This window comes from Bradyrhizobium sp. AUGA SZCCT0158, from assembly GCF_018130065.1.
Lineage (GTDB): Bacteria > Pseudomonadota > Alphaproteobacteria > Rhizobiales > Xanthobacteraceae > Bradyrhizobium.
In genome coordinates this window covers 206,635-229,755 of record NZ_JAFCME010000003.1, presented here as the reverse complement: position 1 = coordinate 229,755, position 23,121 = coordinate 206,635, and the positions used below count along the sequence as shown (strand labels likewise).

Sequence of the window (23,121 nt, the reverse complement as noted above, 5' to 3'; positions counted from 1 at the left end):
CGGCTCGCGCCCAAAAACTGGGCTGCGAGCCCAAGGGTACTGTCAAGGGTACTGGTAGGTACGGGTTTCCGGTCGAGGCCCAGGCAAACGTCGAAGCCGAGGCAGAAGCCGAGGCCCATCTCGAGCGGAGCTGAGCTTGGTTCGGTTCGAAAATGTTGGATTGCGCTACGGGCTCGGCCCGGAGATTTTGCGCGACCTGTCGTTCCTGATCCCGGCCCATTCCTTCCAGTTCCTCACCGGCCCGTCGGGCGCCGGCAAGACCTCGCTGCTGCGGCTGCTATTCCTTTCGATGCGGCCGACGCGCGGTCTGGTCAATCTGTTCGGCCACGACGTCTCGCTGCTCGGCAAGGACCAGATTGCGGATTTGCGCAAACGCATCGGCATCGTGCTGCAGGATTTCCGCCTGCTCGATCACATGACGACTTATGAGAACGTGGCGCTGCCGTTCCGCGTCATGGGGCGGGATGAATCCAGCTACCGGCGCGAAGTGATCGATCTGTTGAAATGGGTCGGGCTCGGCGAGCGCATGGATGCGCTGCCGCCGATCCTGTCCGGCGGTGAAAAACAACGCGCGGCGATCGCGCGCGCGGTGATCTCGCGGCCGCAATTATTGCTCGCGGACGAGCCGACCGGCAGCGTCGATCCGACGCTGGGCCGGCGCTTGTTGCGGCTGTTCATCGAGCTCAACAAGTCGGGCACCGCCGTGATCATCGCGACCCACGACATCACGCTGATGGATCAGTACGAGGCGCGGCGTCTGGTGCTGCATCAGGGACGGCTGCATATCTATGAGTAGATCCGGTGACGAGCATGGTCCGCTGGTCGATCTCGGGCACGAACGCCCGCAGGTCCCGGCGCGGGCGCGCAACATGTCGCCGATCGTGCCGCGCGCCTCGATCTCCGGCCGCGCGCTGGTCGCGGTGGTCGCGATCATGACGTTCCTCGCCTCGATCACCACGGGCACCGTGCTGCTGGTGAGCGCGTCGGCGGCGGAGTGGCAATCGGAAGTCGCCAGCGAAATCACCATCCAGGTGCGCCCCTCGGCAGGCCGCGATCTCGACCGCGATGCGATCGCGGCCGTTGAGGCGATGCGGGCGCAGCCCGGCATCGTCGAGGTCCGGCCCTTCACCAAGGACGAGTCGGCCAGATTGCTGGAGCCGTGGCTCGGCACCGGACTGTCGATCGAGCAACTGCCGGTGCCGCGCGTCATCGTCGCGCGCGTCCAGCCCGGCACCTCGCCCGACCTTGCCGCGTTGCGCGCCCGGATCATGCAGGTGGCGCCGTCAGCCAGCGTTGACGATCATCGCGCATGGATCGAGCGCATGCGCTCGATGACCGGGGCGACGGTGTTCGCCGGCATCGGCATCCTGGCGCTGGTGATCGTAGCGACCATCATTTCGGTGTCGTTTGCGACGCGTGGCGCGATGGCGGCGAACCGCCCGATCGTCGAGGTGCTGCATTTCGTCGGCGCCGGCGACAGCTACATCGCCAACCGTTTCCTGCGGCATTTCCTCAGGCTCGGCCTCGAGGGCGGGTTGATCGGCGGCGGCGCTGCAATGCTGGGTTTTGGTTTCTCGGAATCGATCGCGAGCTGGTTCTCGGGCACGCCGGTCGGCGATCAATTTGCCGCGCTGCTGGGCACGTTCTCGTTGCGTCCGTCCGGCTATCTGGCGCTTGCGGCGCAGGCGGTGCTGATCGCGGCGATCACGGCCTGGGCCTCGCGGCGGACGCTGTTCGCGACGCTGGACGACATTGATTGAAGCGTTTTCGAGCGAAGCAATGGCCGGGGACTTGATCCGGGGGAGGGCACCGGACCAGACTCCACTTCGCCCAAAAAACTTCTAGAATTGCGCGGGGAGAGGACAGCAAGAACTGCATGCGTGTGCAACCCGACGATACGTCGCGACAAGCGCCGGCCGTGCGGCCGCGAGGGTGGCTGCGTGCGACCATCGTCGCCACGCTGGCGCTCGGCTTCGTCGGCGCGGCGGTGGGCTTCATCGGCTTCCTGTCGCAACTGCGCGGCGTCGAAATCAAGCCGGCCCGCAATGCCGACGGCATCGTGGTGCTGACTGGCGGCTCGTCGCGGGTGTCCGATGCGATGGAATTGCTGGCCGGTGGCTATGGCAAGCGGCTCTTGATTTCGGGCGTGCACCCGACCAACGCCGCCAGCGACATTTCCCGCACGCTGCCCGACAACCATTCGCTGCTGCGCTGCTGCGTCGATCTCGACCGCTCGGCCGTCAATACGCGAAGCAACGCGGCGGAGACGCGGCGCTGGGTGAAAGACCGCGGTTTCAAGTCGCTGATCGTGGTGACTTCGAACTACCATATGCCGCGGGCGATCGTCGAATTGTCGCATGCGATGCCTGATATCGCGCTGATCCCGTTTGCGGTGGTCGGCGAAAAATGGCGCGACGAGCCATGGTGGACCTCAGGTACGACCTTCCGTCTGCTGCTGTCGGAATATGTGAAATACGTTGCGGCGGAGGTGCGGGTCCGGCTCGCCGATATCGGCATCGAAGTTTTGCCCGACGATCAGCCGCCCGGTTCGACGGCACCGCGCCGGCCGGCCACCGCGCAGGCGAATTGACCGCAGGCGCTGCTTAAGCCGCGCAGATCAGTTTCAGCTCGGCTTCGAACCGGATGCTTCGCTTGCCCGCAAGCGCAGTCCCCTCGAGGGTGCCGCCCTCCGCATCGCATGTCCCGGAAAACCCGATTCCGATTTCATGCCCGCCAAAGACCGGGTCTTCACCCCGCGCCGGCGTGTGTTCCTGATTGACCATCTGGCCTTTCCAGCGGCCGTTCGATGATGAATACGACCCGAGATAATAGAAGAAGGCATCGCCGCCGAGGATGCGGCCGTTGCTGAGCAGCATGACGCCGGTCAAGCCGCCGGGCATGCCGTCCAGGATCTTGAGGTGAATCGAATACAGGCCGTTGGAAATGCCGCCTGCGCCGATCGCGCCGGGGGCTGCGAGTTCGCTCTCGTCGAGCGGCGTCATCACGGATCGAAACGTCGCGCTGGGCATCTGCGGTGAGCCGCCCTCGAAGCAAAACGCGTTTCCGACCGCCCGTCCGGTGACCGCAATGGTCGACACATCGGAGCCGAGCAGCGATTGGTGAGCGGCACCAAAATTGTGCCGGCGGCTGGTCACCTCGACGGCGATCTCCTCGCCGTCGAAACGATAGGTGCCGATATGGGCGAACCCCGAATTGCCCCCCAGGAGCTTGCCGTCCCGGACGTAGCTGACGCTGCGTCCGACGGCTTCGTTGACCCTGAATTCGCTTTTGAAGAAGCCGTCGAAACGGCGTGATGTCGTGCCCATGCGGGACACCTAGCCCAGAACGCCATTTGCGTCACCCCGTTTTCCACCCTGTCAATGCAGGGGGGCGAAAATGCCGCAAACGCCTATTCCGCAGGCGGTTTCCGATGCACCACCGGGTGCGAATCGTGCAGCATCAGTGCCAGCTGGTGCAATTGCGTATCGCGAAAGCCTTCGGCCTCGATCGCTTTCACGGTCGCCAGCACATAGTCGCGGTTGACGCCGGACTGGCCGTGACCCTGCAGCACGTGACGCAACTGGTCCGCCAGCGACAGCCGTCCGGCGTACTGCACATGGCCGCGATCGACCACATAGGCCAGCGCGCTGACGCGCTGCCGCGCCTCGTTCTCCAGCCACAGCGAGCGCTTCACCTCGCGGTAGACGGACGTCACCTGTTCGCGCTCGCGTAGGTAGGCGACGGTGGCGGCGCGGTTCTGCTCCGCGACCCGGAATGCGATGCCGCGGCAGGCGCCGCCGCGATCGAGCCCGAGCACCAGACCGGGCTTCTCCGGGGTGCCGCGATGGACAAAGGAATAGACGCAGAGCGCGCGGTGCTCGCCGATCAGCCGGGCCGGCACCCGCTCGACGAATTCGAAGCCCGGCCGCCACATCAGCGAGCCATAGCCGAACACCCAGAGGTCGCCGCTGGAGAATTCCGAATCTTGCAGGGTCATTGCGGACATCGGCACAAGCGTTTTCGAGCGAGCATGCCCTCGGACTTGATCCGGGGGAGAGACCGGTTCGCGTAAAGAAAACGCGTCCAAACGAGGAACGGCTACCAGAAGGGGAGAAGCGAAGCAAATTCAGCGGCTTTTGCCGGGGCCGGTACTCGCTTACATTTGACAAAATCATCAGCCAAAGGTCGCCGCATGCCTGACATCACCCCTGCGCCGCGCCGGCGCCCGCTTTGGCGCCTTTTCATCTTGCCCGCATTGCTGGTGGTCGCAGCCATCGCCTGGAGCGGTTTCTGGTTCTATGCGGCGTCCGAGGTCGGCGTGCGCGCCGATGCGTGGCGCGCGCAGGAAGCGAAGGCCGGCCGGATCTATGATTGCGGCAAGCGCTCGGTCGCGGGCTATCCGTTCCGCCTCGAAGTCCGCTGCGAGGACGCCAGCGTGACGCTGGTCTCGCAGACCGCGGGCGCGGGCGCGCCGTTCACGGCGCGGCTCGGCGAGATCATGGTGATCGCCTCGATCTACCAGCCGAAACTCCTGATCGCCGAATTCAAGGCGCCGGCGACGATTGCCGATCGCGGCCAGCCGCCGTCGCTGAAGGTGAGCTGGAGCGTTGGCCGCAGCAGCGTGGCGGGGCTGCCGGCCGTTCCGGAGCGCGCCTCGATCGTATTCGAGAATCCCTCGATTGAGCGCGTCAACGGACCGGTGCAGACGCCGCTGGCGCGCGCCAACCGTGTTGAACTGCACGGCAGGCTCGCGGAGGGATCATCGATTGCAGATCCGGTGATCCAGACCGCGCTGCAGATATCAGGGGGCAGCATTCAGGAATTGCATCCGCTGCTGGCGACGCCGTTCGAATCAGATGTGCAGACCAAGCTCAGCGGCCTGAAGGATTTCTCGCCGAAGCCGTGGCCCGAGCGCTTCCGCGAAATGCAGGCCGCCGGCGGCAAGGTCGAGATCGTGCGCTCGCGGATTCAGCAGGGCGAGCTGGTCGCCGTGGCCGCGGGAACGCTGGGCCTCAACGCGCAGGGGCAGATCGAGGGCGAGCTGCAGATGACGGTGACGGGTCTGGAGCGGGTGATCCCGGCGCTGGGTATCGACAAGATGCTGGAGCAGGGCGTACCGCAGGCCACGCTCGATCGCGTGGCGCCCGGCGTCAAGAGCCAGGACCTCACCAATCTGTTCGGCGCGCTCGACAAGGCTATTCCGGGTCTAGGCAAGGTCGTCAAGCAGAACACCAATGTCGGCGTCGCCGTCGGCATCAATTCGCTCGGCACCGCAGCCGAACTTGAAGGCAAGAAGGCCCGCAGCTTCCCGCTGCGCTTCGTCGACGGCGCGGTGTTCCTGGGGCCCCTGAAGGTGGGCCAGATTCCGCCGCTGTTTTGATTCCGCTTTGCCCATCCCCGTCGTCATCCCCGAGTGAACGCTAGCGTCCATCCGAGGTGCGCGTTCTTGCGTGTCCGATTTTCGATCGAATAGTTCCTCCTCTGGAACAACCTTCAATCATCGAGGTGAAGTTCACGATGCGTGATTTCTGTCACGGCGATCGCTGAACCGTTCGGACATCCTGACGGTGGTTGCGGGATGATCCCGCACCTCAACAGATGGATGGAGAACTGGAATGACGAACGTCACGAAAAACGATGCAGCCAATCATGAGCTTTCGATCGATGAACTCGACGCTGCGGCTGGCGGCTTCTGGAAGGAACTGGGCGTCGCGATGGGTGCCGGCGGCGTGACCGGCGGCATGGGCGGTGCGGCGGTCGGCGGCATCGGCGCGGTGCCGGGCGCCATTGGCGGCGCGCTCCTCGGCGGCATCGGATATTGCATCAGCGCACTCTTTTGAGCTGATTGCGCAAGGCAAGGCGAGACTGTCGGATCGTTCTCGATTCAGCAGTCTCGCCTTGGCGATGGCCTTCGCGACGTCATGAGAGGGCGTCGCTTTTTTTGACGCGGCCGCCGGTTTGCATCGGCGCGCCACGTCGGTGCGCTGAGCCGGGATCGAGCTGGCGAAAAATGACCTCGCGTCATTAATCGCCTTGGATATATATCGTTCAAGTGATCTGCTCGGCGCAAATGGAGTACTCCGTGAAAGGAGTGCTTTACCCCCGAGGAAATGTTGCGCCCGGAAGCACTTTGGTGCTCGGCTAAGGCAGCTTCCGAAATCGAGTCCAGGGAGAGGTAAGGCCCGTGACGGCCGCCAGACGTCTCTAACAGCATGGCAAATTGCAAGTTCGGAACTCACCACAAGAGAGGTTGTCCGCAGGAGGAGCAGATGACGCAGCGCCCCTCAGGAGCAATGAAAATCTTGGGTGATCAAAGCCCACCGACAGGCAACTCGGTGAGAGCGTATGAATGGGAGCTGTCGCTGCTGAAATTTCATCGCCAGGCAGAAAGCGATGCGCTCTCAATACCTGATCCCGGTCCAGCGGGCTTTGACTTCGTCCTGCCGGACGACCCCGAGGCCGAAACGCTGTGGGCTCTGGCCAAAGATGTCATGTGGCGGCGAGCTTTGATGAAAGATGGCTAGTAGCGAACGACTGCTGATGGCCCTGCAATTCCACCGTGCCGTCGATAGTTTGGAAATATGGAGCGCGAGCAGCGACGGCTTTTCGTTCGTGATCACCCACGAGAGCCGTGCCGGCCCCGGCTTTCACGGACGGCCCGGCTACGTAGCGTCGTGGCGTCCGCTTTATCAGGGCAGCGGGGCGATCAAGATCGGCGGATCGCCTTTTGCAACGTTCGAGGAGACCGAGGAAGCGTGCAACCAGATGCTGAAGCATCTGACGAGTGAAAGCTGATGTGGAGGCTTTAGATAAATTACGATGAGGCCGGTCGCTAAACCGTTCCGGATCTCATGAGGCTTCCAAACAGGTGGGGTGGTCAGAATTGACCAGCCTCCAGGACGCAAATGTCGTTTGGTAATGTACGAGCGTTGCGCCAGGGCCGCCCCTGCGCCGCGCTCAAGACGGCCCCAGTGCTCTCCAGCCCCCGCGCTGGGGCCGTTCATTTCCAGGCCGCTAACCCGGTCGCAGGCGGGTTCAGTCCTGAGCAGCGGTCGTTGCGCCACCGCATTTTCGCCTAACAATGATGGGTATGTGAACGCAGGGCAGGGTTAAAAAGCCGGAGCCCTGTCATGTTGAGACTAGTATTCGTTGCGTCCGTACTCGTTGCCATTTCTTCAACCGCATCCGAAGCACGTCCGCCCCGCATCGTTGCTCAAGCGCCGGGATGCAACGTAACCATGCCGTGCGACTTTTCGAATTCGCCAACACGACGCGTTGGTCCGAACGCTTACGGCCGGGAATCGCAGAGCACAGAACGGCCGGCAATTCTGCCGCGTAATGCAAGGGCGGAAGCAAATAGCGGGCGTGGTCAGATCGTCGGTGGGCGCCCAGCCGGTTGTCCCCGCTCATTCTGCGGCTGCGGCGCATCCATGCGGGTGTTCGGCCGTATCGTGCCCGGATTAAATCTTGCCTCCAACTGGCTGCGGTTCCCGCGGACGGCGCCGGCGCCGGGAATGGTTGCCGCGCGACGCGGGCACGTCTTCGTCCTGGAGCAGCATGTCGGAGGTGATATGTGGATGGCGTACGACGCCAACTCGGGTGGCCGCGCAACGAGAATCCATGCGCGCTCGTTGCGCGGGTACACAGTCGTCAATCCGCGCGCGTAATCCAACAACTCTTGTGTCGACAAAATGAAGTTCGCGGGCTGTTGCCCGCGATACCTCGATTCAGAGGTCCGTTGCGCCACCGTCTGCAAAGTGTCTTCCGGAAAACAGAACTTTCCGAAAGGGGCTTGCAGTACTTTCAACGGGTGATCTTGTGAACCAGCGACTCGATCGCAACGCGGAAGGCAATGGCGACCACGATGAGCGGCTGGTAGAGAGTGCCGCCCGAAGCCGCATCGAGTTCGTCGATGGTCAGTTCGTGCTCTTCGGCGTTCAGCTTTTCCATTCTAGTCTCTCCAATTGCAACGAGACGTATTGCGAGCGCCTTCCGAAGAAATCATGACTTTCCGAAAGGCGCTCCGAGACTTTACTTGGTGACTTTTTCGACGATCTTGTCGATGCCCATTCGGATCCCGGTGCCGACAAAAAATGAACCCACAACGACGGGAATCCAGATGAAGCCGCCCGAGACGGCGTCAAGCTCGTTGGTCTTCAGTTCGTCGGCTTTGGTGTTCAGCTGTTCCATTTGAGTCTCTCCTGTTGTCGGGGGGAGGGACAATTCCCGCCATCCGTCGAGGAGGTGTATGCGCTGCAGGTTCAGTTGGCTGTGATGATCGTCACATCCGGACGTCGTCGGTCCGAAATCTCGACGCGCGCCTAACTGACGAACACCACCCGCGTCTCCAGCGAAACCCGGCGGTACAGATCCTCGACGTCGTCATTGACGAGCCGGATGCATCCGGAAGCCACGAGGTGGCCGATGGTCTTGGGCGAGTTGGTGCCGTGGATCAGCAGCCCGGGCTTGTCCAATAGCAGCGCGCGGGCGCCGAGCGGGCTGCCGGGCCGGCCGGCGGAGGCGGCCAGCGCGTCGGCGTCCCGGGCGTTTTGCGCCGAAGACCGCCAATCCGGCCATTCCAGCTTGTTGGTGACGCGGAAGAAGCTGCCGCCCTTGAGGCATTCCTGCGCAATCCCGATGCCGTAGCGGCGCGCGGAATTGTTGGAATCGATCAGATAAAGAAAGCGGTTTTCCCGGTCGATCACGATCGAGCCGGGAACCACGGTGGTGCGGTAGAACACCACTTGCCGCTGCAGCGAGAACGGCAGGCCTTCGCCGGTGGAGCCGCCGTCCTCGCCGGCCTTCAGATCGGCCATCACGACGTCCTCGCGCGTGCGTGCCGCTTTCGGCGGTGGCGGCGCAGTCACGCTGGTGGCGATGTTGGCCGGGCCTTTGGTCGCGACATATCCGTACATGAAGGCCGCCAAAGCGATGGCGAGTGCAAGCGCACCGGCGCCGAACGCCCATGGCTTCCAGTTCGCGCCCTCCGACAACACTTCGTTGATTTGAGCGGCGTCGCGGCCTTCCTCGATGGCGACCTCATCCTCGATGCGCCGGATCGCGGCCTCAAGGGCGGCGACGTTTGAGGCGGCGGCTTCGCGGGTGAGGTGGGACGACCTCGTTATGAGGTCATAGGCGTCCTTGTAGATCTTGTCGCGGCCGAGGGTGTCCTTGCCGGCAACGGCCTTGGTCAGCAATGCATAATAATCCACGGTCATGGCCTGACCCCTGAAGAATTATCTGACGGGAGGCGCGTACTGGATGCCGCCCTGGGTCCAGAGCGCATTCAGCCCGCGCGGAATGCTGAGTTGCGACTGCGTGCCGACGTTTCTCTCATAGACCTCGCCGTAATTGCCGACGGCGCGCACGGCGCGCGCGGCCCACTCATTGGCAACGCCCAACTGCGCGCCGAACTCGCCCTCGGTGCCGAGCAGGCGCTTTATGTTGGGATTGGCTGATTTCACCGCATCGTCGATGCCAGCCTGTTTGACGCCAAGCTCCTCGGCATTGATCAATGAATAGAGCGTCCACTTGACCAGGTTGAACCATTGGTCGTCGCCTTGCCGCACCGCGGGTCCCAGCGGCTCCTTTGAGATGACTTCCGGCAGGATGATGTGGCTGTCGGGCGCAGAAAGTTTTAGACGCTCGGCGTAAAGCTGTGAGACGTCGCTGGTCAGCACGTCGCATTTGCGATCGTCATAGGCCTTGAGGCTTTCCTCGGCGGTGGCGAGCGCCAGCACCTTGAGCGGCATATCGTTGGCGCGGAAATAATCCGCCAGATTCAGCTCGGTCGTGGTGCCGGTCTGGGTGCACACGGTCTTGCCGCCGAGCTGCAGGGCGGTGTCGATTTTGGCGTCGCGGCGCAGCAGAAAGCCCTGGCCGTCGTAATAGGCGACGCCGGCAAACATCAGGCCGAGCGAACTTTCCCGCGACATCGTCCAGGTCGAGTTGCGCGACAGCATGTCGATCGTCTTCGACTGCAACGCGGAAAAGCGCGTGGCGGCATCGAGCGGCGTGAACGTCACTTTTGCAGGGTCGCCGAAGATCGCAGCGGCCACGGCGCGGCAGATATCGACGTCGAAGCCGCTCCAGACGTTCTTGTCGTCCACGCTGGAAAAGCCGAGCAGTCCCTGGCCGACGCCGCAATTCAGCGTGCCGCGTTCCTTGACGGCAGTAAGTGTCTGGGCCCGTGCCGGATCGCCGCTCGCAAACAGCAGGGCCAGCAACGCGATGACGGGAAAGATGATGGGTCGCTTCTTGGAGCCGGACATTTCTTCCCCGCGATCGGTGGCTGCAGCTTCTTCAAGTGGCGGCAAGTTCTTTGGCGGAAGTGATGTTGGCAAGCTAACACAAGTGGCAGCGTTACCAATGTGTTTCCGGAATGGGGGAACTGCGCCGGCGACCGTCATCGTGACGCGTTCCGGATCAGCCGGATGTCCGTGCCACGGGAATAACGCTGGCGACGATGGCGGTGCCAAGCCGGTTTGCGACCGCAAAACTTTCTCCGGCATCGATGCGCATGGCGTGGCCGGCCGAGATCTCGCGGGCCTTGTCGTCGATCGACAGTTCGCAAGAACCTGTCGCGGCATAGATGATGTGAACGCCGGCCGGGCAGGCGTGCGTTGCGCCGCCCAAAAGGCAGCAGAGGTCAATCGCCACGCGCGACCGGTCGCCGATCAGATTGACGACTTCGACGGCTCCGGCTTCGAGCCGGCTGACAATACTGGTTTCTCCGGTAAACCGGACCGGCCTGAACGGCTGCCGGACATCGATCTCTCCAACAGGTGTCCCGAGCACGAGCCCCTCGCCGGAAACCAGCACCAGCTGGCGGTCATAGCCGCTGAGGTCCGAGAACGCGCCCGGCGTCACGATGGCGGTCCGGCTGAAACGCCAAATGATTCCTTCCCAACTTCCGGCTGCGAATCCGGGGAGCATGGAGACGGCGATATCGATCGTGACTCCGCCGCCGTTCTTCCAGGGCATATGCCGGTAGCCGGCGGGATCGAGCGCCGTTAGCTGAATCCTGCCGGCAGAAGATGTCATTGGATTCGCCCGAACGGTTGCTCAGCTATCGATCCGGATCTGATAGCGCTGGGCGATATCGGACAATTGGCCCCAGGTCGTGTCGTCGATCTCGATACCCTCGGCGATCCGCGCGGCCCGCGCCAGCCGCTCGGGTTCACCGGCGACCAGCACCGGCAGATCCTGCTCCGCGGGCTTGGCGGATTTTACCCAAGAAATCATGTCGTCGATCTCGGCCATCATGCTGTCGCGCGTCGATAGCCTGATAGGGTCGATCACGATGCTCAGCATGCCGTTGATGATGCCGCGCTCGGGCGGCGTCGATGTGGTGACGCTTGGCGAGCCGACAATGGCGCCGGCCAATAGTTCGCACACCAGCGCCAGGCCGGAGCCCTTGTGCTCGCCGAACGGCAGCACCACGCCGCGCGGGTCGGTGTACATGACGGAAGGGTCGGTGGTGGGCTGGCCCGCATGGTCGAGCAACGCGCCGTCGAGCATCGGCTTGCCGGCATTATGCGCCACCCGCACTTTTCCCAGCGCCACGCGGCTGGTGGCGAAATCGAGCAGGATAGGCTCGTTGTTGTCGGTGCCGGGAATCGCAATGCAGACCGGGTTGGTCAGGAATCTTCCTTCGCGGCCGCGGAACGGCGCAACGCCGGGTGAACCCGAAGCGACATTCACAAAATGCAGCGCCACCATGCCGGCGCGGGCGGCGATCTCGCCATAGGTGCCGACGCGGCCGATATGGTGCGCGTTGCGCAAGCCGTTGACGGCGACGCCATGTTTCCTGGCCGCCTCGATCGCCCATTCCACCGCCTGGCGCGCGACCACCTGGCCGTAGCCGGCGCGGGCATCCCATACCGAGATGGTGCCGGTGTCGGAGACGATCTCGGGCGCCTGGTTGATCCTGAGCGTGCCGGCGTCGAGGTCGCGCACATAGGCGACCAGCATGCCGACGCCATGGCTGTCATGGCCGCGCAGATTGGCCTCGACCAGATGCTCGGCCACGATGGCCGCTTCCGTCGGCGAACTGCCGCCTGCCGTGACAATTCGGTTGGTAAGGGCAAGCAGCTTCGAATGGTCGATGATCATGCTTCACTCCGTCGTGAGCCGGTCTACTCCGGCTTCTTCGTTAAATTCGCGTGCGGGCGGCCGAAGTCGGGCGCCGCTGAATCCTGGCCGATCTCGACGATGCCGCGGCGGATGGCGCGGGTGCGGGTAAAATGCTCGAACAGCGCCTCGCCGTCGTTGCGGCGGATCGCCCGCGTGAGTTTTGAGAGGTCCTCGTTGAAGGTGCCAAGCATTTCCAGCACCGCTTCCTTGTTGGCAAGGAACACATCGCGCCACATCGTCGGGTCCGAGGCCGCGATGCGGGTGAAATCGCGAAAACCGCCGGCGGAGAACTTGATCACTTCCGACGACGTCACCTGCGCCAGTTCGTCGGCGGTGCCGACGATGGTGTAGGCGATCAGATGCGGCAGATGGCTGGTGATCGCGAGCACGAGGTCGTGATGATCCGGCGTCATGATCTCGACCTTGGCGCCGAGGCCGGCCCAGAACTCGCGCAGCTTTTCCACCGCCGCCGCATCCGTGCCTTCCGGCGGCGTGAGAATGCACCAGCGGTTGATAAAGAGTTCGGCGAAGCCGGAATCGGGACCGGAGTGCTCGGTGCCGGCGACGGGATGGGCGGGAACGAAGTGGACGCCCTGCGGAATATGCGGACCCATGTCGCGCGCGATGGCGCCTTTGACCGAGCCGACGTCGGAGACGATCGCGTCTTGTTCGAGGAACGGCGCGATCTCCTCGGCGACCGGTCCGCAGGCGCCGACGGGGATGCAGAGGATCACGAGGTCGGCGCCCTTGACCGCTTCTGCGTTGGTCTCCAGCACGCGATCGACCACGCGCAATTCTTCCACCCGCGCGCGGGTCTTGGCCGAACGCGCCGAGGTGACGATCTCGCCGGCGAGCCCTTGCGCGCGCGCCGCGCGGGCGATCGAACCGCCGATCAGGCCGAAGCCGATCAGCGCGACGCGTTTGAACAGAGGTTCAGTACTCACTTGATGCTCACTTGCCCGCCATAAAGTCTTTGAGGCCATCGACGACGAGGCGGTTGGCCTCTTCGGTGCCGATGGTCATGCGCAGCGCATGCGGCAGGCCGTAATTGTTCAGCGCCCGCAGCACCAGCCCGCGTCTGGTCAGATACGCATCGGCATCCGCCGAGGTCTTGCCCTTTTCCTGCGGAAAATGGATCAGCACAAAATTCGCCACGCTCGGCGTCACCTTGAGGCCGAGCTTGGAAATTTCTTCGGTCAGCCAGTTGCGCCAGTGCTCCGTGAATGTCTTCGACATCTGGACATGCGCGGTGTCCTCGATCGCGGCGACCGCCGCCAGCATCGCCGGCGTCGAGACGTTGAAGGGCCCGCGAATCCGGTTGACGGCGTCGACGATGTTGGCCGGGCCGAACATCCAGCCGATCCGCAAGGACGCCAGCCCGTGAATCTTGGAGAAGGTATGCGTCACCACGGTGTTTTCGGTGGTCGCCACCAGCTCGATGCCGAGCTCGTAATCGTTGCGCGAGACGTAATCGGCATAGGCGGCGTCGAGCACCAGCAACACGTGATCAGGCAAGCCGGCGCGCAGCCGCTTGACCTCGTCGAACGGAATGTAGGTTCCGGTCGGGTTGTTCGGATTGGCGAGCCAAACCATTTTGGTGCGCGGCGTTACCAGCTTCAGGATCGCGTCGACGTCGGCGGTGAAATTGGTTTCGGGCGCGATCACGTTCTTGGCGCCGTTGGCCATGGTCGCGATCGGGTACACCAGGAAGCCGTGGCTGGTCGAGATCGCCTCGTCGCCCTGCTTGAGATAGGTGTGCGCCAGCAAATTGAGGATTTCGTCCGAACCGGCGCCGCAGATGATGCGGTTCGGATCGAGCCCGAAGACGCGGCCGATCGCCTCACGCAGCACGCGCGATGTGCCTTCCGGATAATCCTCCAGATGACCGGCCGCTTCCCTGTAGACCGCCATCGCCTTCGGCGACGGGCCGAACGGAGTCTCGTTGGCGGAGAGCTTGAACACCTTGCGGCCGGGCTCGGCCACCGGGCTCTTGCCGGGGGTGTAGGGCGCAATATCGAGAATGCCGGGGTTCGGCACGGGGCGGGACATCTTCTGGCTCCGGATCGTAGGGCGTCTATTTTAGGATTTGGCCGCCCCGTTCGGGGGCACCGTATAGCGTGTTGCGTGGCTGCCGACGAGGGCCGAGGAGCGCACCGACGCGCCGGCCTCGATCAGGGCGGTTTTGATCTTCTCCAGTCCGATGCCAGATATCGACACCAAGAGCGCGGCGCCGTCGAAGGCGGTATCGGGCACGGCGACGATGTCGGCAAGCGGCGCCAGCGCGCGCGCAATCTCGGCGTTCCAGCCGGAGACGCGCACGCTCCAGGTCTCGACTTCGATCACCATGGCGTTGTCGGCGACGCGCGAAACCAAGAACACCGGCAACGCCGCCGGATGGTCGGCGCGTTCGAGGAACGGCACCCGCGCGATGATCTTCGGCGCGCCGGCGGCCTCGAGTTCGATCCACCACGGCGTGCGGCTCGACGTCGCCGAGACCAGCGCCAGGTCGCCTTTCGATTTCGCCACCGCTTCGACCGCGGCCTGCGCGCTGAAATGCGCCACATAAGGCACCACGAAGCCGAAATGAAACCGCGCCGAATCCCGCATCGCGGATTCGCCGACCGACACGTCCGCATGCACCGAGAACGGCGCCTGGACGTAGGTGAACGTCGAGATGATGACGCGCCAGATGCTCTCGATGGTGTCGATCGGCAGGATGCCGCGGTGACGCTCCACCAGCCGCCGCATCATGTCGGCCTCGCGCGCCGGGCGGAACGCGGAGCCGACCTCCTGGGTCTCCTTGACCTGGATCAGCCGATCGATGATGTCGCCGCGCGCCATCAGCAAGCGGTGAACCTGCTCGTCGATGCTGTCGATCTCTTTGCGCAGCACCGCGAGGGAGGGCGGGGCGGGGGGTGCCTTCGAGGGTCCCTTGGACATGTTCTAGCCTTTAGCGCCGGGGGCCGAAATCACCGGCAAATACAAGGGCATTGATTAGGAAAGACGGCCGCCGAAAGCAAAGAGAAACATCGGCAATGATGGCGCGCCCGGCCGGTTAACCACGGCCCGCCTTGACGAAAAGCTCCCTTCGGACTAGCTTTAGCCCATTCCGTGGTCATTTGAGCCGGCCGGCTTGCAGCCACGTTAAACAACTCGCTAAACAGGCCGGGGACAGAAGTGATCCCGGTCGAACCTTTGTTCAGGCCGGGTTTTTTTATGGCCTGATTTCTGTCCGGGAGGACCTCAGCTTTCGAGGTCGGTGGCCGAGATGACAAACGTTCAGTCGATACCAAGCCCCTCCATCCACAATGAGGATCGGGCACATGAGGCGGATCATCCGACCTCGCAGGTCGCGAAGTTCGGCGCTGACCAGCCGCTCAAGCTCGATTGCGGCGTCGACCTGGCGCCGTTCCAGATCGCCTACCAGACCTATGGCGAGCTGAATGCGGACCGCTCCAACGCCATCCTGGTTTGCCATGCGCTGACCGGCGATCAGCATGTCAACAATGCGCACCCGGTCACCGGCAAGCATGGCTGGTGGGACACCATGGTCGGCCCCGGCAAGCCGCTAGACACCAACCTCTACTTCATCATTTGCAGCAACGTGATCGGCGGCTGCATGGGCTCGACCGGCCCGGCCTCGACCAACCCGGCGTCAGGCAAATTGTGGGGCCTCGATTTCCCGATCATCACCCTTCCCGATATGGTGCGCGCGCAGACCATGCTGATCGATCGTCTCGGCATCGAGACGCTGTTCTGCGTGGTCGGCGGCTCGATGGGCGGCATGCAGGCGCTGCAATGGACCGCGGCGTATCCGGCGCGCGTGTTCTCGACACTGGCGATCGCATGTTCGACGCGCCACTCGGCGCAGAACATCGCATTCCATGAGCTTGGCCGGCAGGCCGTGATGGCCGATCCGGATTGGCGCGGCGGCCGCTATTTCGAACATGGCACGCATCCGCATCGCGGCCTCGGCGTCGCGCGGATGGCCGCGCATATCACCTATCTCTCCGACGCCGCCCTGCACCGCAAGTTCGGGCGGCGGATGCAGGACCGCGAGCTGCCGACGTTTTCGTTCGACGCGGATTTCCAGGTCGAAAGCTATCTGCGCTATCAAGGCTCGTCGTTCGTCGAGCGCTTCGACGCCAACTCCTATCTCTATCTGACGCGCGCGATGGATTATTTCGACATCGCCGCCGACCATGGCGGCGTGCTGGCCAAAGCGTTCAGCGGCATCCAGACCCGCTTCTGCGTGGTGTCGTTCACGTCGGACTGGCTGTTCCCGACCGCGGAATCGCGCGCGCTGGTGCATGCGCTCAACGCGTCGAGCGCGCGGGTGTCGTTCGCCGAAATCGAAACCGACCGCGGCCATGACGCCTTCCTGCTCGACGTGCCCGAATTCTTCGACATTTCCCGCGCTTTCCTGCGATCCGCAGGCACCGCGCGGGGCCTGAAAACGGCGGGTGGTTGATATGTCGCTGCAGCAACAGACGTTACCTTTCACCGGCGTGGAGCCGCATCGCACCGAAAACCTTCGCAGCGATCATTTGCTGGTCGCCGAGATGGTGCAGCGCGGCTCCAAAGTGCTCGACGTCGGCTGCGGCGATGGCGAACTGCTGCAGCTATTGGAAAGCCGCGGCATCGACGGGCGCGGCATCGAGCTGTCGCGCGAGGGCGTCAACCGCTGCGTCGCCAAGGGCCTTGCGGTGGTGCAGGGCGACGCCGACACCGACCTCGTCAATTATCCCGACGACGCCTTCGACTACGTGATCCTGTCGCAGACGCTGCAGGCGACCCGGCAACCGAAAGTGGTGCTAGAAAACCTGCTGCGGATCGGCCATCGCGCCATCGTCTCGTTCCCGAATTTCGGGTTCTGGCGGATGCGGCTGCAATTATTGGTCGGCGGCCACATGCCGCGCACCGAAAACCTGCCCGCGACCTGGTACGACACGCCGAACATCCATTTCTGCACCATCAAGGATTTCGTGCAGCTTTGCGACGAGATCAACGTCAAGATGGAGCGCGCGGTGGCGCTGGATCTCTACGGCCGCCCGCTGCGGCTGAATTTGCCGTGGTGGTTCTGGAACATGTTCGGCGAGCAGGGTGTGTTCTTGCTGAGCCGGGCGGAGAAGGGGAGATGACGCCGTAGGCGTCATCCCGGGATGGTCCGAAGGACCGGACCCGGGATCTCGAGATTCCGGGCTCGATGCTTCGCATCGCCCCGGAATGACATTTACGTTTGAGGCACCATCGACCTCGCATCCCGCACCGGCCACCTCCCGGCCTCGACCAGCGCGATAAACCGCTCGACCATTTCGTTGAACAGCGCGGGCTCTTCCAGGTTGAGCACGTGGCCTGATTTCGGGAAGAACGTCAGCCCCGCCGCCGGCAGATGCTGCTTCAGGAACAGGCTCGGCTCGATGCAATTGTCGTCCTCGTCGCCGCAGATGATCAGCGCCGGTGTCGGCACGTTGCGGATCGCTTCCGTGAGGGTGTAGATCGAGGGCCGGCCGCCCTGGAAACTGCGCATGGTTTTGGCCGAGCCTTTGGCGTCATGGCGCGCCAGCGCGGCATAGAAATCGGCGTGGCCGCGCGGGTCTTTCACCAGGAACGGAATCCGGCTCGGCGCCTCGCGCGTCACCTTGGCGACCTCGACCGAGCCGATCCTTTCGTACTGCTCGGCATTGGCCAGGCATTGCTTGCGGAAGGCTTCGAGATTTTCGATTGCAGAGCCGGAGCCGACGCCGGCCAGCGTCATCGACAGCGCGCGCTCGGGGGCGTTGAGGCCGATCTGCAGGGATGAATAGGCGCCCATCGACAGACCGACGAAATGTGCCTTGGCGATCCCGAGATGATCGAGCACGGCGAGCGCGTCGGTGTAGAAATGCTTGTAGGTGTAGACGTCCGACGTCGGCGGCACGTCGGAAGGCGTATAGCCCCGCGCGGAATAGGCGATGCAGCGGTGGCCGCGCGAGAAGTAGCGCATCTGCGGCTCCCAATTGGTGTGGTCGGCCGCGAATTCATGCAGGAAGATGATCGGCGTCCCGGAGCCCGCCTCTTCGAAATACAGGCGGACATTATCGCTGGTGACGGCATAGGGCATTTAGGGTTCCTCTTGGTTTTGGCGCGTTCTCCGGCCCCGAAAATTGCAGTTAATGCTCTGGGCCGCAATGCGGCAGCCCGGTTTGTTTTTGGCCATAAAATGACCGCGGAATCACCCCGGAATCGTTTCCGCACCGCCGCATGAAATCTTCCTCTCGCCACAGCCAAAAATTCAAACCGGTCGCCGCGTTCGTTTGTCTACGAACGTTGCGGGATTTCGGGTCTGTCATCGAGGATCAAAGATGCTTCAGTTGTTTGCGTTCCGCCGGTCGCTCCGTGTCCTTGCGCTGGCGTTGTGTTCGGTCTCCATCGCCGTCATTGCCACGCCGGCCTCCGCCCGGCCCCACCATGGCGCAGGGCGCCACGTCCGCGGCTACCACGCCGGGCACCATGCACGGCATTACGCCCGCCACCATCACCGGAAGATCGCGCGCCTGTCGCGCTGGGAACGCAGCGTCGCGAAAATGCAGGCCGGCGGCTTTGCCGATGCCAACGCCAACGCCGATATCAACGTCACTTTCACGGATCAGAACTCAACCCTCACGCCGCCCGGCGGCGTGATGGCGCCGGTGAGCTTCGGCTCTTCCAATGTCGTCGCTGAGGCGCGCCGGTATCTTGGCGGCAATCCGACCGGGCGCGGCAGCCTGTGGTGCGCCCGCTTCATGAACATGGTGCTGCAACATTCCGGCTATCGCGGCACCGGCTCGGACATGGCGAAATCGTTCGCCAGCTACGGCCAGCGCGTCTCCGGCCCGCAGGTCGGCGCCATCGCCGTGATGACAAGGGGCCGCGGCGGCGGCCATGTCGGAGTCATCACCGGCATCGACGCCAAGGGCAACCCGATCATGATCTCCGGCAACAACGGCAACCGGGTCCGGGAAGCGCCGGTCTCGCGCGGCCGGATCTACGCCTACGTGATGCCGACGAGCTGAAATCGCCATTGGGAACGAACCACCGGATGGGCACAGGCGCGTCGGCGCCGTGCCCATCATGGCCTCGCCGAAGCAAGCCGGCGGACCGCCTCCGCCCTCGCTGAGCAGCCCGTCGGGCCTGGCCCGCTTGCCGCCGCCGGGCGCGCGGGTATATTGGCCCGATGGCTGTCAGCTCCCCAGATCTGAAAGCGTTCCTGCTCGCCACGCCTTTCTTCGGTGGCCTCTCGGACGCAAGCCTCGATCTCCTGATCTCAATGCTGGCCGAGCGCCGCTTCGACGCCGGCGCCACGGTGGTCGCGGAAGGCGAGCCGGGCCGCTCGATGTTCATCGTTCACGCCGGCCAGCTGGTGGTGAGCAAGCTGCTGGAGTCCGGGCGCGTCCTACGCATGACGGGTCTCGAGCCCGGGGACTTTTTCGGCGAAATGACGCTGATCGAAATGCAGAACCGCTCGGCCACCGTCGTCGCGGAGAGCCCGACCTTGCTGTACGAGCTCACGGCCCGGCAACTCTACGCGTGCTACAAGGCCGACATCCACGCCTATGTGATGGTGATGCAGAATATCAACCGCGAGCTTTGCCGGCGGCTCCGCCGTGCCGACAGTCGCATTGCCGAGTTGCAGATGCTTCGCGCCAGTGAATGACGCAGCCTCGCGTGCATCAGGTGGGCTGAGCTAGCTACAGGGCGCAACATCAAGCCTGACGGTCAAATTAAGACTCTCATTTGGTCCGACGGGCAAATCAGGATCCTCGTTTTAGCCCGACGGGAACATCGGAACCTTCGGTCGATCAGAGCGGGAACCGGCGGGCTTGGGCCTGCGCATTGCAGCCGCATTGGTTTCACTGAATGGCCACATCGGAATCAGACCCCAACCAAACTTCGTGGATAAGGAGTCCCTTCAGTCAAACTGAAAAAAGGAGTGAGCATGCGCATCGTTACGGCATCCGTCATCATTGCCGCCCTCTCTCTGGGCGCGCCAGCTTTCGTGCAGGCACAGGGAAGCCCCTCGCAATCCCAGGCAAGTCCCTCGCAATCCGAGGCACAGCCTTCGCAGTCCAGCACGGTCATCCGGAGCATCCAGGTCGTCGACGTCAAGGATCTGCAGCCGGCGGTGCGCTCGAAAGTCGATGAACTCGTGGCGCAGACCCGCGAGGAAGACATTCAGTCGCTTCGCAAGTCCATCGACGCGACGCCGGAAGCGGCATCGGTGCTCAAGGCCAAGGGCCTGACTTCGTCACAAGTCGTGGCCATCAACATCGCCGACGGCGTTCTCACGATGTTTGCCAAGACGGCCTGACCGAGACGATCTGCGTAGGATGGGTTGAGCACTTCGCGAAACCCATCAACTGCACTAACGCAGTTTGCGAGTAGGTGATGGATTTCGCTGCGCTCTACCCATCCTACGAACTCGAACTCGCGCCCTGAGAAAGCCCGCCGGGCGTGAATCCGGCGGGTTTAATGGCGCCATCCTGGTTGAAGCACGCCAGTTATCAAATACGGTCGCGCAACCCGGTGACCCCGTCGTTTTGAGCGCAATGGTCGCAGCAATAGAAGGTGCCGGCCTTTTCGAGTCCATGCCCGACGATGCGCGTTCCGCACCGCTTGCAGGTTGGTGCAAGGGCAAAAATGGCGCACTCAAAGCTATCGAAAGTGTGCGATTTGCCGTTCATCACGACCTGAAAAGCCTTGTCGTACGAATTTCCGCAGGTCTCGCAACTGGCCATCTCTCGCCTCCTTAAGCTGCACGTCGTTTACGGGTCTGTGCCGCCTTCTTCGCCGACCGGGAGCGTTCTGCCGCCGGGCGTTTCGCGGCGGCCTTTCCACCGAGCTTGCCGCCCTTGCGGGACGGGGCGTGGTCCACCTTCTTGCCCCGCCCGGACCCGCTCTTTTTGCCGCCATGGGTTTCCGCGTTCACGGTAGCCCAGGCCCGCCGCTCGGCTTCGTCGTGGGAAACGCCGCGCTGCTCGTAGCCGTCCTCGATGTGCTCGGCCTGACGCTTTTGCTTGTCGGTATAGGCAGATTTGTCGCCGCGAGGCATGAATCCCTCCTTCGTTGGTTGATGCAAAAACACCATCGGTGCTGGAGAGTTCCTATCGATGCTTCCGTGCTTAATGCCGCTTGAAATACTGAACGTCGCGTTCATGCTTTTCAGCCGCGGCGCGGGACTTGAACGTGCCGAGGTTGCGTCTCTTCCCGGTCTTGGGATTGATCTTGCGGGAATAGAGCCGGTATTCACCCGAAGCTAATTTACGGATCATGACGTTTCTCCAGAGCCCCCAAAGCACACTTGTGCGATGAACGCTTTGCGCACATGGCAACAAACGGCCTCCCGATTCCCTGGTTCCCCGCTCGCTGTCCGTCAATCCGGCCGCAAAAAAATCGGCAGGAAATAGGAACGACTTTTCGCCGGGCACGTTGATTGTTCGAGTGATACAACGAGGGAGAAATCCACCGGAAATATCATCTCAAAAGCCCCGTCAGTTACACCTGTAGCTGGCGGGGTTTTGGTTAGGAGGCCCGATGTATGCGCTATTTGAAGGCGACAAGCAGATCGGAAGTGCCTTCGCCACCGAGAAAGAGGTCTGGGAAGCCGCTCTGATAGAGGGGCTTGTGACGGACGTTCCGGTTGCGGATGAGGAAGGCGGTCAGGTGATTCCCAGCGGTTATCACGTCGCCAGGGTCGAGGAGCCCTGCGACCCGCGGCCCGATTGGAAACTTCCGCGCGATATTTCCTGACGCCGGCGCTTTGTGAAATCCACGAGAGCGTTTTCCAGCGAAGTGGACACCGGTTCGGTTAAAGAAAACGCGTCAAAGCAAGAATCTGGAGCCCCGTTCCGATTCCATCGGAACGGAAAAGGCTCTAGGCTCTACGCAATCCAGTAGATTGCCATTCCGACAGCCACGAGGGCCATAACCCCAGCGGCCAACATCCCGTAGTTCCGCTCTGCCTCGCTCGGCAACGCTTCTCTCACGGCGTCCTCATGAATCAGATCGTGTTTCATAACGCACCTCCAGGTTAAAAACCGAAAGCACGAGTCGCTCCGGCCCTCGAAGCGGGCTAACCAGAAACTCCCACCCGACGGCCCAGGCCGTTCACGTCACCAGATCGACAAACACGTTGAGGATCGACACGATCAGCCCGGCTGAAGCAACCGCCGTGCCGAGGTCGACGACCTCGATGAGCGCCTGCCGCTGTTCGTCGTCCAACAGTGAGAAGACTTTGCGCATGATGGTCCTCCACCCCATGCCAACTTTCTGAGCGGCCGCCGGTTCCTTTTGGGAGGCACTATGCCCGCGAACGGGCAGAGCAGGCGACAGAACGACCGACGGCCGCGCCCGGCGTAGCCTTGGCACCCTGTCCGCCGTAGCTCAGCGAGCGAAGGCGGAAGCCGGGACAGATCAATTCTGAGTTTCGGAAATCGTGTCAAATAGAAAAGTTCTGCAAATCAAAAATATTTCTATTGTCGGCCGACCCAAATCAGTGCGCATCTATCGCCATCCCGTCCTGGTCAGAAGGGCGTCGGCCGTCGTCACGGACGTTGGGCGGGTTGCGATGGACGCTTGTTTACGCTGAGACGATGGCGTGGATTAAGCGTACGGCAAAACCGTGTGGTCCTGGCGCCCGTTGCAGGCGTCAAGCTGTCGGAGAAGCGCAAGCTGAACCGGCAGCGACGGAGTCAACCAAGAACTCGTCTCCGGGGAGATCACGGCATAAGCCGTAAAGCCATTGCGCAGGGAAGGCCGGGTGTTCTCCGCTGCCCTGTATGCTCGTGTGCAGCATTTCTTGTGCTAACCGCACACGGGACCGCGGGTGCAGCGCGCACCCGGTCTTCCCTGCGCCCTCAGTTTTCGAGGGCAAGGAATTTCTGGCAAAGCTCGGGCGCAATGCGTCGCGAGGATGCGAAAATGCGTTTTGTATGATGGTGGCACAACAAACACCGCCGTCGTCCCGGC

General features: G+C 63.0%; 29 protein-coding genes and 1 riboswitch. Of the genes, 13 read left to right on the top strand and 16 right to left on the bottom strand.

What is annotated here, in order from left to right; genetic code table 11:
- Window positions 1-136: 136 nt before the first annotated feature.
- The 3 genes from ftsE to JQ574_RS05875 all read left to right on the top strand — a co-directional run bounded on the left by ftsE (window position 137) and on the right by JQ574_RS05875 (window position 2,590).
- Window positions 137-796, top strand: a complete 660-nt coding sequence (gene ftsE / locus JQ574_RS05885; protein ID WP_192738303.1) for a cell division ATP-binding protein FtsE — start codon at window positions 137-139, stop codon at window positions 794-796.
- Window positions 789-1,760, top strand: coding sequence for an ABC transporter permease (locus JQ574_RS05880; protein WP_212213548.1), 972 nt, complete (start codon window positions 789-791; stop codon window positions 1,758-1,760). Before ftsE ends, JQ574_RS05880 begins: the two co-directional genes overlap by 8 nt.
- Window positions 1,761-1,876: 116 nt before the next feature.
- Complete coding sequence (locus JQ574_RS05875; RefSeq protein ID WP_212213551.1) at window positions 1,877-2,590, top strand: YdcF family protein; 714 nt, start codon at window positions 1,877-1,879, stop codon at window positions 2,588-2,590.
- A 13-nt stretch (window positions 2,591-2,603) separates the two neighbouring features.
- Here the strand turns inward: JQ574_RS05875 and JQ574_RS05870 are convergent, their stop codons facing one another.
- Both JQ574_RS05870 and JQ574_RS05865 read right to left on the bottom strand, forming a co-directional pair.
- On the bottom strand, window positions 2,604-3,326 hold the full coding sequence (locus JQ574_RS05870) for a hypothetical protein (RefSeq protein ID WP_212213554.1): 723 nt from the start codon (window positions 3,324-3,326) through the stop codon (window positions 2,604-2,606).
- A gap of 83 nt (window positions 3,327-3,409) precedes the next feature.
- A complete protein-coding gene (locus JQ574_RS05865; RefSeq protein ID WP_212213573.1) occupies window positions 3,410-4,006 on the bottom strand; it encodes a gamma-glutamylcyclotransferase in 597 nt (198 codons plus the stop codon).
- Window positions 4,007-4,192: 186 nt separating this feature from the next.
- Here JQ574_RS05865 and JQ574_RS05860 point away from each other — a divergent pair, with 186 nt between their 5' ends.
- The 4 genes from JQ574_RS05860 to JQ574_RS05845 all read left to right on the top strand — a co-directional run bounded on the left by JQ574_RS05860 (window position 4,193) and on the right by JQ574_RS05845 (window position 6,795).
- Window positions 4,193-5,380: a DUF2125 domain-containing protein gene (locus JQ574_RS05860; RefSeq protein WP_212213576.1), complete on the top strand. Its 1,188-nt coding sequence runs from the start codon at window positions 4,193-4,195 to the stop codon at window positions 5,378-5,380.
- Window positions 5,381-5,615: 235 nt separating this feature from the next.
- On the top strand, window positions 5,616-5,840 hold the full coding sequence (locus tag JQ574_RS05855; protein ID WP_212213579.1) for a hypothetical protein: 225 nt from the start codon (window positions 5,616-5,618) through the stop codon (window positions 5,838-5,840).
- Between the two features lie 429 nt (window positions 5,841-6,269).
- Entirely contained in the window at window positions 6,270-6,524 is a 255-nt protein-coding gene (locus JQ574_RS05850) for a hypothetical protein (RefSeq protein WP_212213582.1), read from the top strand.
- Complete coding sequence (locus JQ574_RS05845; protein WP_249119135.1) at window positions 6,517-6,795, top strand: hypothetical protein; 279 nt, start codon at window positions 6,517-6,519, stop codon at window positions 6,793-6,795. Before JQ574_RS05850 ends, JQ574_RS05845 begins: the two co-directional genes overlap by 8 nt.
- A gap of 1,008 nt (window positions 6,796-7,803) precedes the next feature.
- On the opposite strand, the gene JQ574_RS05840 is transcribed toward JQ574_RS05845, so the two are convergent.
- The 9 genes from JQ574_RS05840 to JQ574_RS05800 all read right to left on the bottom strand — a co-directional run bounded on the left by JQ574_RS05840 (window position 7,804) and on the right by JQ574_RS05800 (window position 15,075).
- Window positions 7,804-7,950: a hypothetical protein gene (locus JQ574_RS05840; RefSeq protein WP_212213584.1), complete on the bottom strand. Its 147-nt coding sequence runs from the start codon at window positions 7,948-7,950 to the stop codon at window positions 7,804-7,806.
- An 81-nt stretch (window positions 7,951-8,031) separates the two neighbouring features.
- The gene (locus JQ574_RS05835; protein ID WP_212213587.1) at window positions 8,032-8,190 is read right to left on the bottom strand and encodes a hypothetical protein; all 159 of its coding nucleotides are present in this window, start codon (window positions 8,188-8,190) and stop codon (window positions 8,032-8,034) included.
- A gap of 131 nt (window positions 8,191-8,321) precedes the next feature.
- The gene (locus JQ574_RS05830; RefSeq protein WP_212213590.1) at window positions 8,322-9,218 is read right to left on the bottom strand and encodes a L,D-transpeptidase; all 897 of its coding nucleotides are present in this window, start codon (window positions 9,216-9,218) and stop codon (window positions 8,322-8,324) included.
- 18 nt (window positions 9,219-9,236) lie between these two features.
- Complete coding sequence (locus tag JQ574_RS05825; RefSeq protein WP_212383391.1) at window positions 9,237-10,271, bottom strand: amino acid ABC transporter substrate-binding protein; 1,035 nt, start codon at window positions 10,269-10,271, stop codon at window positions 9,237-9,239.
- Between the two features lie 154 nt (window positions 10,272-10,425).
- Entirely contained in the window at window positions 10,426-11,043 is a 618-nt protein-coding gene (locus JQ574_RS05820) for a HutD family protein (RefSeq protein WP_212213596.1), read from the bottom strand.
- Between the two features lie 21 nt (window positions 11,044-11,064).
- Entirely contained in the window at window positions 11,065-12,114 is a 1,050-nt protein-coding gene (locus tag JQ574_RS05815) for a malate/lactate/ureidoglycolate dehydrogenase (protein WP_212213599.1), read from the bottom strand.
- 23 nt (window positions 12,115-12,137) lie between these two features.
- A complete protein-coding gene (locus tag JQ574_RS05810) occupies window positions 12,138-13,079 on the bottom strand; it encodes a prephenate/arogenate dehydrogenase family protein (protein WP_212213602.1) in 942 nt (313 codons plus the stop codon).
- A 7-nt stretch (window positions 13,080-13,086) separates the two neighbouring features.
- Window positions 13,087-14,184: a histidinol-phosphate transaminase gene (gene hisC, locus JQ574_RS05805; RefSeq protein WP_212213605.1), complete on the bottom strand. Its 1,098-nt coding sequence runs from the start codon at window positions 14,182-14,184 to the stop codon at window positions 13,087-13,089.
- A 30-nt stretch (window positions 14,185-14,214) separates the two neighbouring features.
- The gene (locus JQ574_RS05800) at window positions 14,215-15,075 is read right to left on the bottom strand and encodes a chorismate mutase (RefSeq protein ID WP_212213623.1); all 861 of its coding nucleotides are present in this window, start codon (window positions 15,073-15,075) and stop codon (window positions 14,215-14,217) included.
- A gap of 161 nt (window positions 15,076-15,236) precedes the next feature.
- Window positions 15,237-15,316: riboswitch (SAM riboswitch) on the top strand.
- An 87-nt stretch (window positions 15,317-15,403) separates the two neighbouring features.
- On the opposite strand from JQ574_RS05800, the gene JQ574_RS05795 reads away from it, so the two are divergent.
- Window positions 15,404-16,606, top strand: coding sequence for a homoserine O-acetyltransferase (locus tag JQ574_RS05795; protein WP_212213626.1), 1,203 nt, complete (start codon window positions 15,404-15,406; stop codon window positions 16,604-16,606).
- Window position 16,607: 1 nt separating this feature from the next.
- A complete protein-coding gene (gene metW, locus JQ574_RS05790; protein ID WP_212213628.1) occupies window positions 16,608-17,276 on the top strand; it encodes a methionine biosynthesis protein MetW in 669 nt (222 codons plus the stop codon).
- A gap of 92 nt (window positions 17,277-17,368) precedes the next feature.
- Here metW and JQ574_RS05785 read toward each other — a convergent pair whose 3' ends face one another.
- On the bottom strand, window positions 17,369-18,238 hold the full coding sequence (locus JQ574_RS05785) for an alpha/beta fold hydrolase (protein ID WP_212213630.1): 870 nt from the start codon (window positions 18,236-18,238) through the stop codon (window positions 17,369-17,371).
- A 241-nt stretch (window positions 18,239-18,479) separates the two neighbouring features.
- Between JQ574_RS05785 and JQ574_RS05780 the strand changes: the two genes are divergently transcribed.
- The 3 genes from JQ574_RS05780 (at window position 18,480) to JQ574_RS05770 (ending at window position 20,464) form a co-directional block, all read left to right on the top strand.
- Complete coding sequence (locus JQ574_RS05780; RefSeq protein ID WP_212213632.1) at window positions 18,480-19,169, top strand: TIGR02594 family protein; 690 nt, start codon at window positions 18,480-18,482, stop codon at window positions 19,167-19,169.
- A 161-nt stretch (window positions 19,170-19,330) separates the two neighbouring features.
- Window positions 19,331-19,810, top strand: a complete 480-nt coding sequence (locus tag JQ574_RS05775; protein ID WP_212213634.1) for a Crp/Fnr family transcriptional regulator — start codon at window positions 19,331-19,333, stop codon at window positions 19,808-19,810.
- 282 nt (window positions 19,811-20,092) lie between these two features.
- Window positions 20,093-20,464, top strand: coding sequence for a hypothetical protein (locus JQ574_RS05770; protein WP_212213636.1), 372 nt, complete (start codon window positions 20,093-20,095; stop codon window positions 20,462-20,464).
- Between the two features lie 193 nt (window positions 20,465-20,657).
- Here the strand turns inward: JQ574_RS05770 and JQ574_RS05765 are convergent, their stop codons facing one another.
- From JQ574_RS05765 to JQ574_RS05755, 3 genes are all read right to left on the bottom strand, one after another.
- A complete protein-coding gene (locus JQ574_RS05765; RefSeq protein WP_212213638.1) occupies window positions 20,658-20,891 on the bottom strand; it encodes a hypothetical protein in 234 nt (77 codons plus the stop codon).
- 11 nt (window positions 20,892-20,902) lie between these two features.
- Window positions 20,903-21,205 (bottom strand): plasmid stabilization protein, encoded by a 303-nt coding sequence (locus tag JQ574_RS05760; protein WP_212213648.1) that lies wholly within the window; start codon window positions 21,203-21,205, stop codon window positions 20,903-20,905.
- Window positions 21,206-21,275: 70 nt separating this feature from the next.
- Window positions 21,276-21,425, bottom strand: coding sequence for a hypothetical protein (locus JQ574_RS05755; RefSeq protein ID WP_209843794.1), 150 nt, complete (start codon window positions 21,423-21,425; stop codon window positions 21,276-21,278).
- Window positions 21,426-21,687: 262 nt separating this feature from the next.
- On the opposite strand from JQ574_RS05755, the gene JQ574_RS05750 reads away from it, so the two are divergent.
- A complete protein-coding gene (locus JQ574_RS05750; protein ID WP_212213640.1) occupies window positions 21,688-21,903 on the top strand; it encodes a hypothetical protein in 216 nt (71 codons plus the stop codon).
- A 357-nt stretch (window positions 21,904-22,260) separates the two neighbouring features.
- On the opposite strand, the gene JQ574_RS35455 is transcribed toward JQ574_RS05750, so the two are convergent.
- Window positions 22,261-22,395 carry a hypothetical protein gene (locus tag JQ574_RS35455; protein ID WP_283813689.1) on the bottom strand — a complete coding sequence of 45 codons (135 nt, stop codon included), beginning with the start codon at window positions 22,393-22,395 and terminating at the stop codon, window positions 22,261-22,263.
- Between the last annotated feature and the right edge of the window lie 726 nt (window positions 22,396-23,121).

Coding starts and splice junctions, on each gene's coding strand:
- JQ574_RS05830 (WP_212213590.1), bottom strand. CDS start 9,218: ATGACCGTGGATTATTATGCATTGCTGACCAAGGCCGTTGCCGGCAAG.
- JQ574_RS05880 (WP_212213548.1), top strand. CDS start 789: ATGAGTAGATCCGGTGACGAGCATGGTCCGCTGGTCGATCTCGGGCAC.
- JQ574_RS05760 (WP_212213648.1), bottom strand. CDS start 21,205: ATGCCTCGCGGCGACAAATCTGCCTATACCGACAAGCAAAAGCGTCAG.
- JQ574_RS05755 (WP_209843794.1), bottom strand. CDS start 21,425: ATGATCCGTAAATTAGCTTCGGGTGAATACCGGCTCTATTCCCGCAAG.
- JQ574_RS05875 (WP_212213551.1), top strand. CDS start 1,877: ATGCGTGTGCAACCCGACGATACGTCGCGACAAGCGCCGGCCGTGCGG.
- JQ574_RS05765 (WP_212213638.1), bottom strand. CDS start 20,891: ATGGCCAGTTGCGAGACCTGCGGAAATTCGTACGACAAGGCTTTTCAG.
- JQ574_RS05815 (WP_212213599.1), bottom strand. CDS start 12,114: ATGATCATCGACCATTCGAAGCTGCTTGCCCTTACCAACCGAATTGTC.
- JQ574_RS05835 (WP_212213587.1), bottom strand. CDS start 8,190: ATGGAACAGCTGAACACCAAAGCCGACGAACTGAAGACCAACGAGCTT.
- JQ574_RS05850 (WP_212213582.1), top strand. CDS start 6,270: ATGACGCAGCGCCCCTCAGGAGCAATGAAAATCTTGGGTGATCAAAGC.
- JQ574_RS05855 (WP_212213579.1), top strand. CDS start 5,616: ATGACGAACGTCACGAAAAACGATGCAGCCAATCATGAGCTTTCGATC.
- JQ574_RS05865 (WP_212213573.1), bottom strand. CDS start 4,006: ATGTCCGCAATGACCCTGCAAGATTCGGAATTCTCCAGCGGCGACCTC.
- JQ574_RS35455 (WP_283813689.1), bottom strand. CDS start 22,395: ATGCGCAAAGTCTTCTCACTGTTGGACGACGAACAGCGGCAGGCGCTC.
- JQ574_RS05780 (WP_212213632.1), top strand. CDS start 18,480: ATGCTTCAGTTGTTTGCGTTCCGCCGGTCGCTCCGTGTCCTTGCGCTG.
- hisC (WP_212213605.1), bottom strand. CDS start 14,184: ATGTCCCGCCCCGTGCCGAACCCCGGCATTCTCGATATTGCGCCCTAC.
- metW (WP_212213628.1), top strand. CDS start 16,608: ATGTCGCTGCAGCAACAGACGTTACCTTTCACCGGCGTGGAGCCGCAT.
- JQ574_RS05840 (WP_212213584.1), bottom strand. CDS start 7,950: ATGGAAAAGCTGAACGCCGAAGAGCACGAACTGACCATCGACGAACTC.
- JQ574_RS05795 (WP_212213626.1), top strand. CDS start 15,404: ATGACAAACGTTCAGTCGATACCAAGCCCCTCCATCCACAATGAGGAT.
- JQ574_RS05825 (WP_212383391.1), bottom strand. CDS start 10,271: ATGTCCGGCTCCAAGAAGCGACCCATCATCTTTCCCGTCATCGCGTTG.
- JQ574_RS05820 (WP_212213596.1), bottom strand. CDS start 11,043: ATGACATCTTCTGCCGGCAGGATTCAGCTAACGGCGCTCGATCCCGCC.
- JQ574_RS05845 (WP_249119135.1), top strand. CDS start 6,517: ATGGCTAGTAGCGAACGACTGCTGATGGCCCTGCAATTCCACCGTGCC.
- JQ574_RS05775 (WP_212213634.1), top strand. CDS start 19,331: ATGGCTGTCAGCTCCCCAGATCTGAAAGCGTTCCTGCTCGCCACGCCT.
- JQ574_RS05750 (WP_212213640.1), top strand. CDS start 21,688: ATGTATGCGCTATTTGAAGGCGACAAGCAGATCGGAAGTGCCTTCGCC.
- JQ574_RS05860 (WP_212213576.1), top strand. CDS start 4,193: ATGCCTGACATCACCCCTGCGCCGCGCCGGCGCCCGCTTTGGCGCCTT.
- JQ574_RS05785 (WP_212213630.1), bottom strand. CDS start 18,238: ATGCCCTATGCCGTCACCAGCGATAATGTCCGCCTGTATTTCGAAGAG.
- JQ574_RS05770 (WP_212213636.1), top strand. CDS start 20,093: ATGCGCATCGTTACGGCATCCGTCATCATTGCCGCCCTCTCTCTGGGC.
- JQ574_RS05800 (WP_212213623.1), bottom strand. CDS start 15,075: ATGTCCAAGGGACCCTCGAAGGCACCCCCCGCCCCGCCCTCCCTCGCG.
- JQ574_RS05870 (WP_212213554.1), bottom strand. CDS start 3,326: ATGGGCACGACATCACGCCGTTTCGACGGCTTCTTCAAAAGCGAATTC.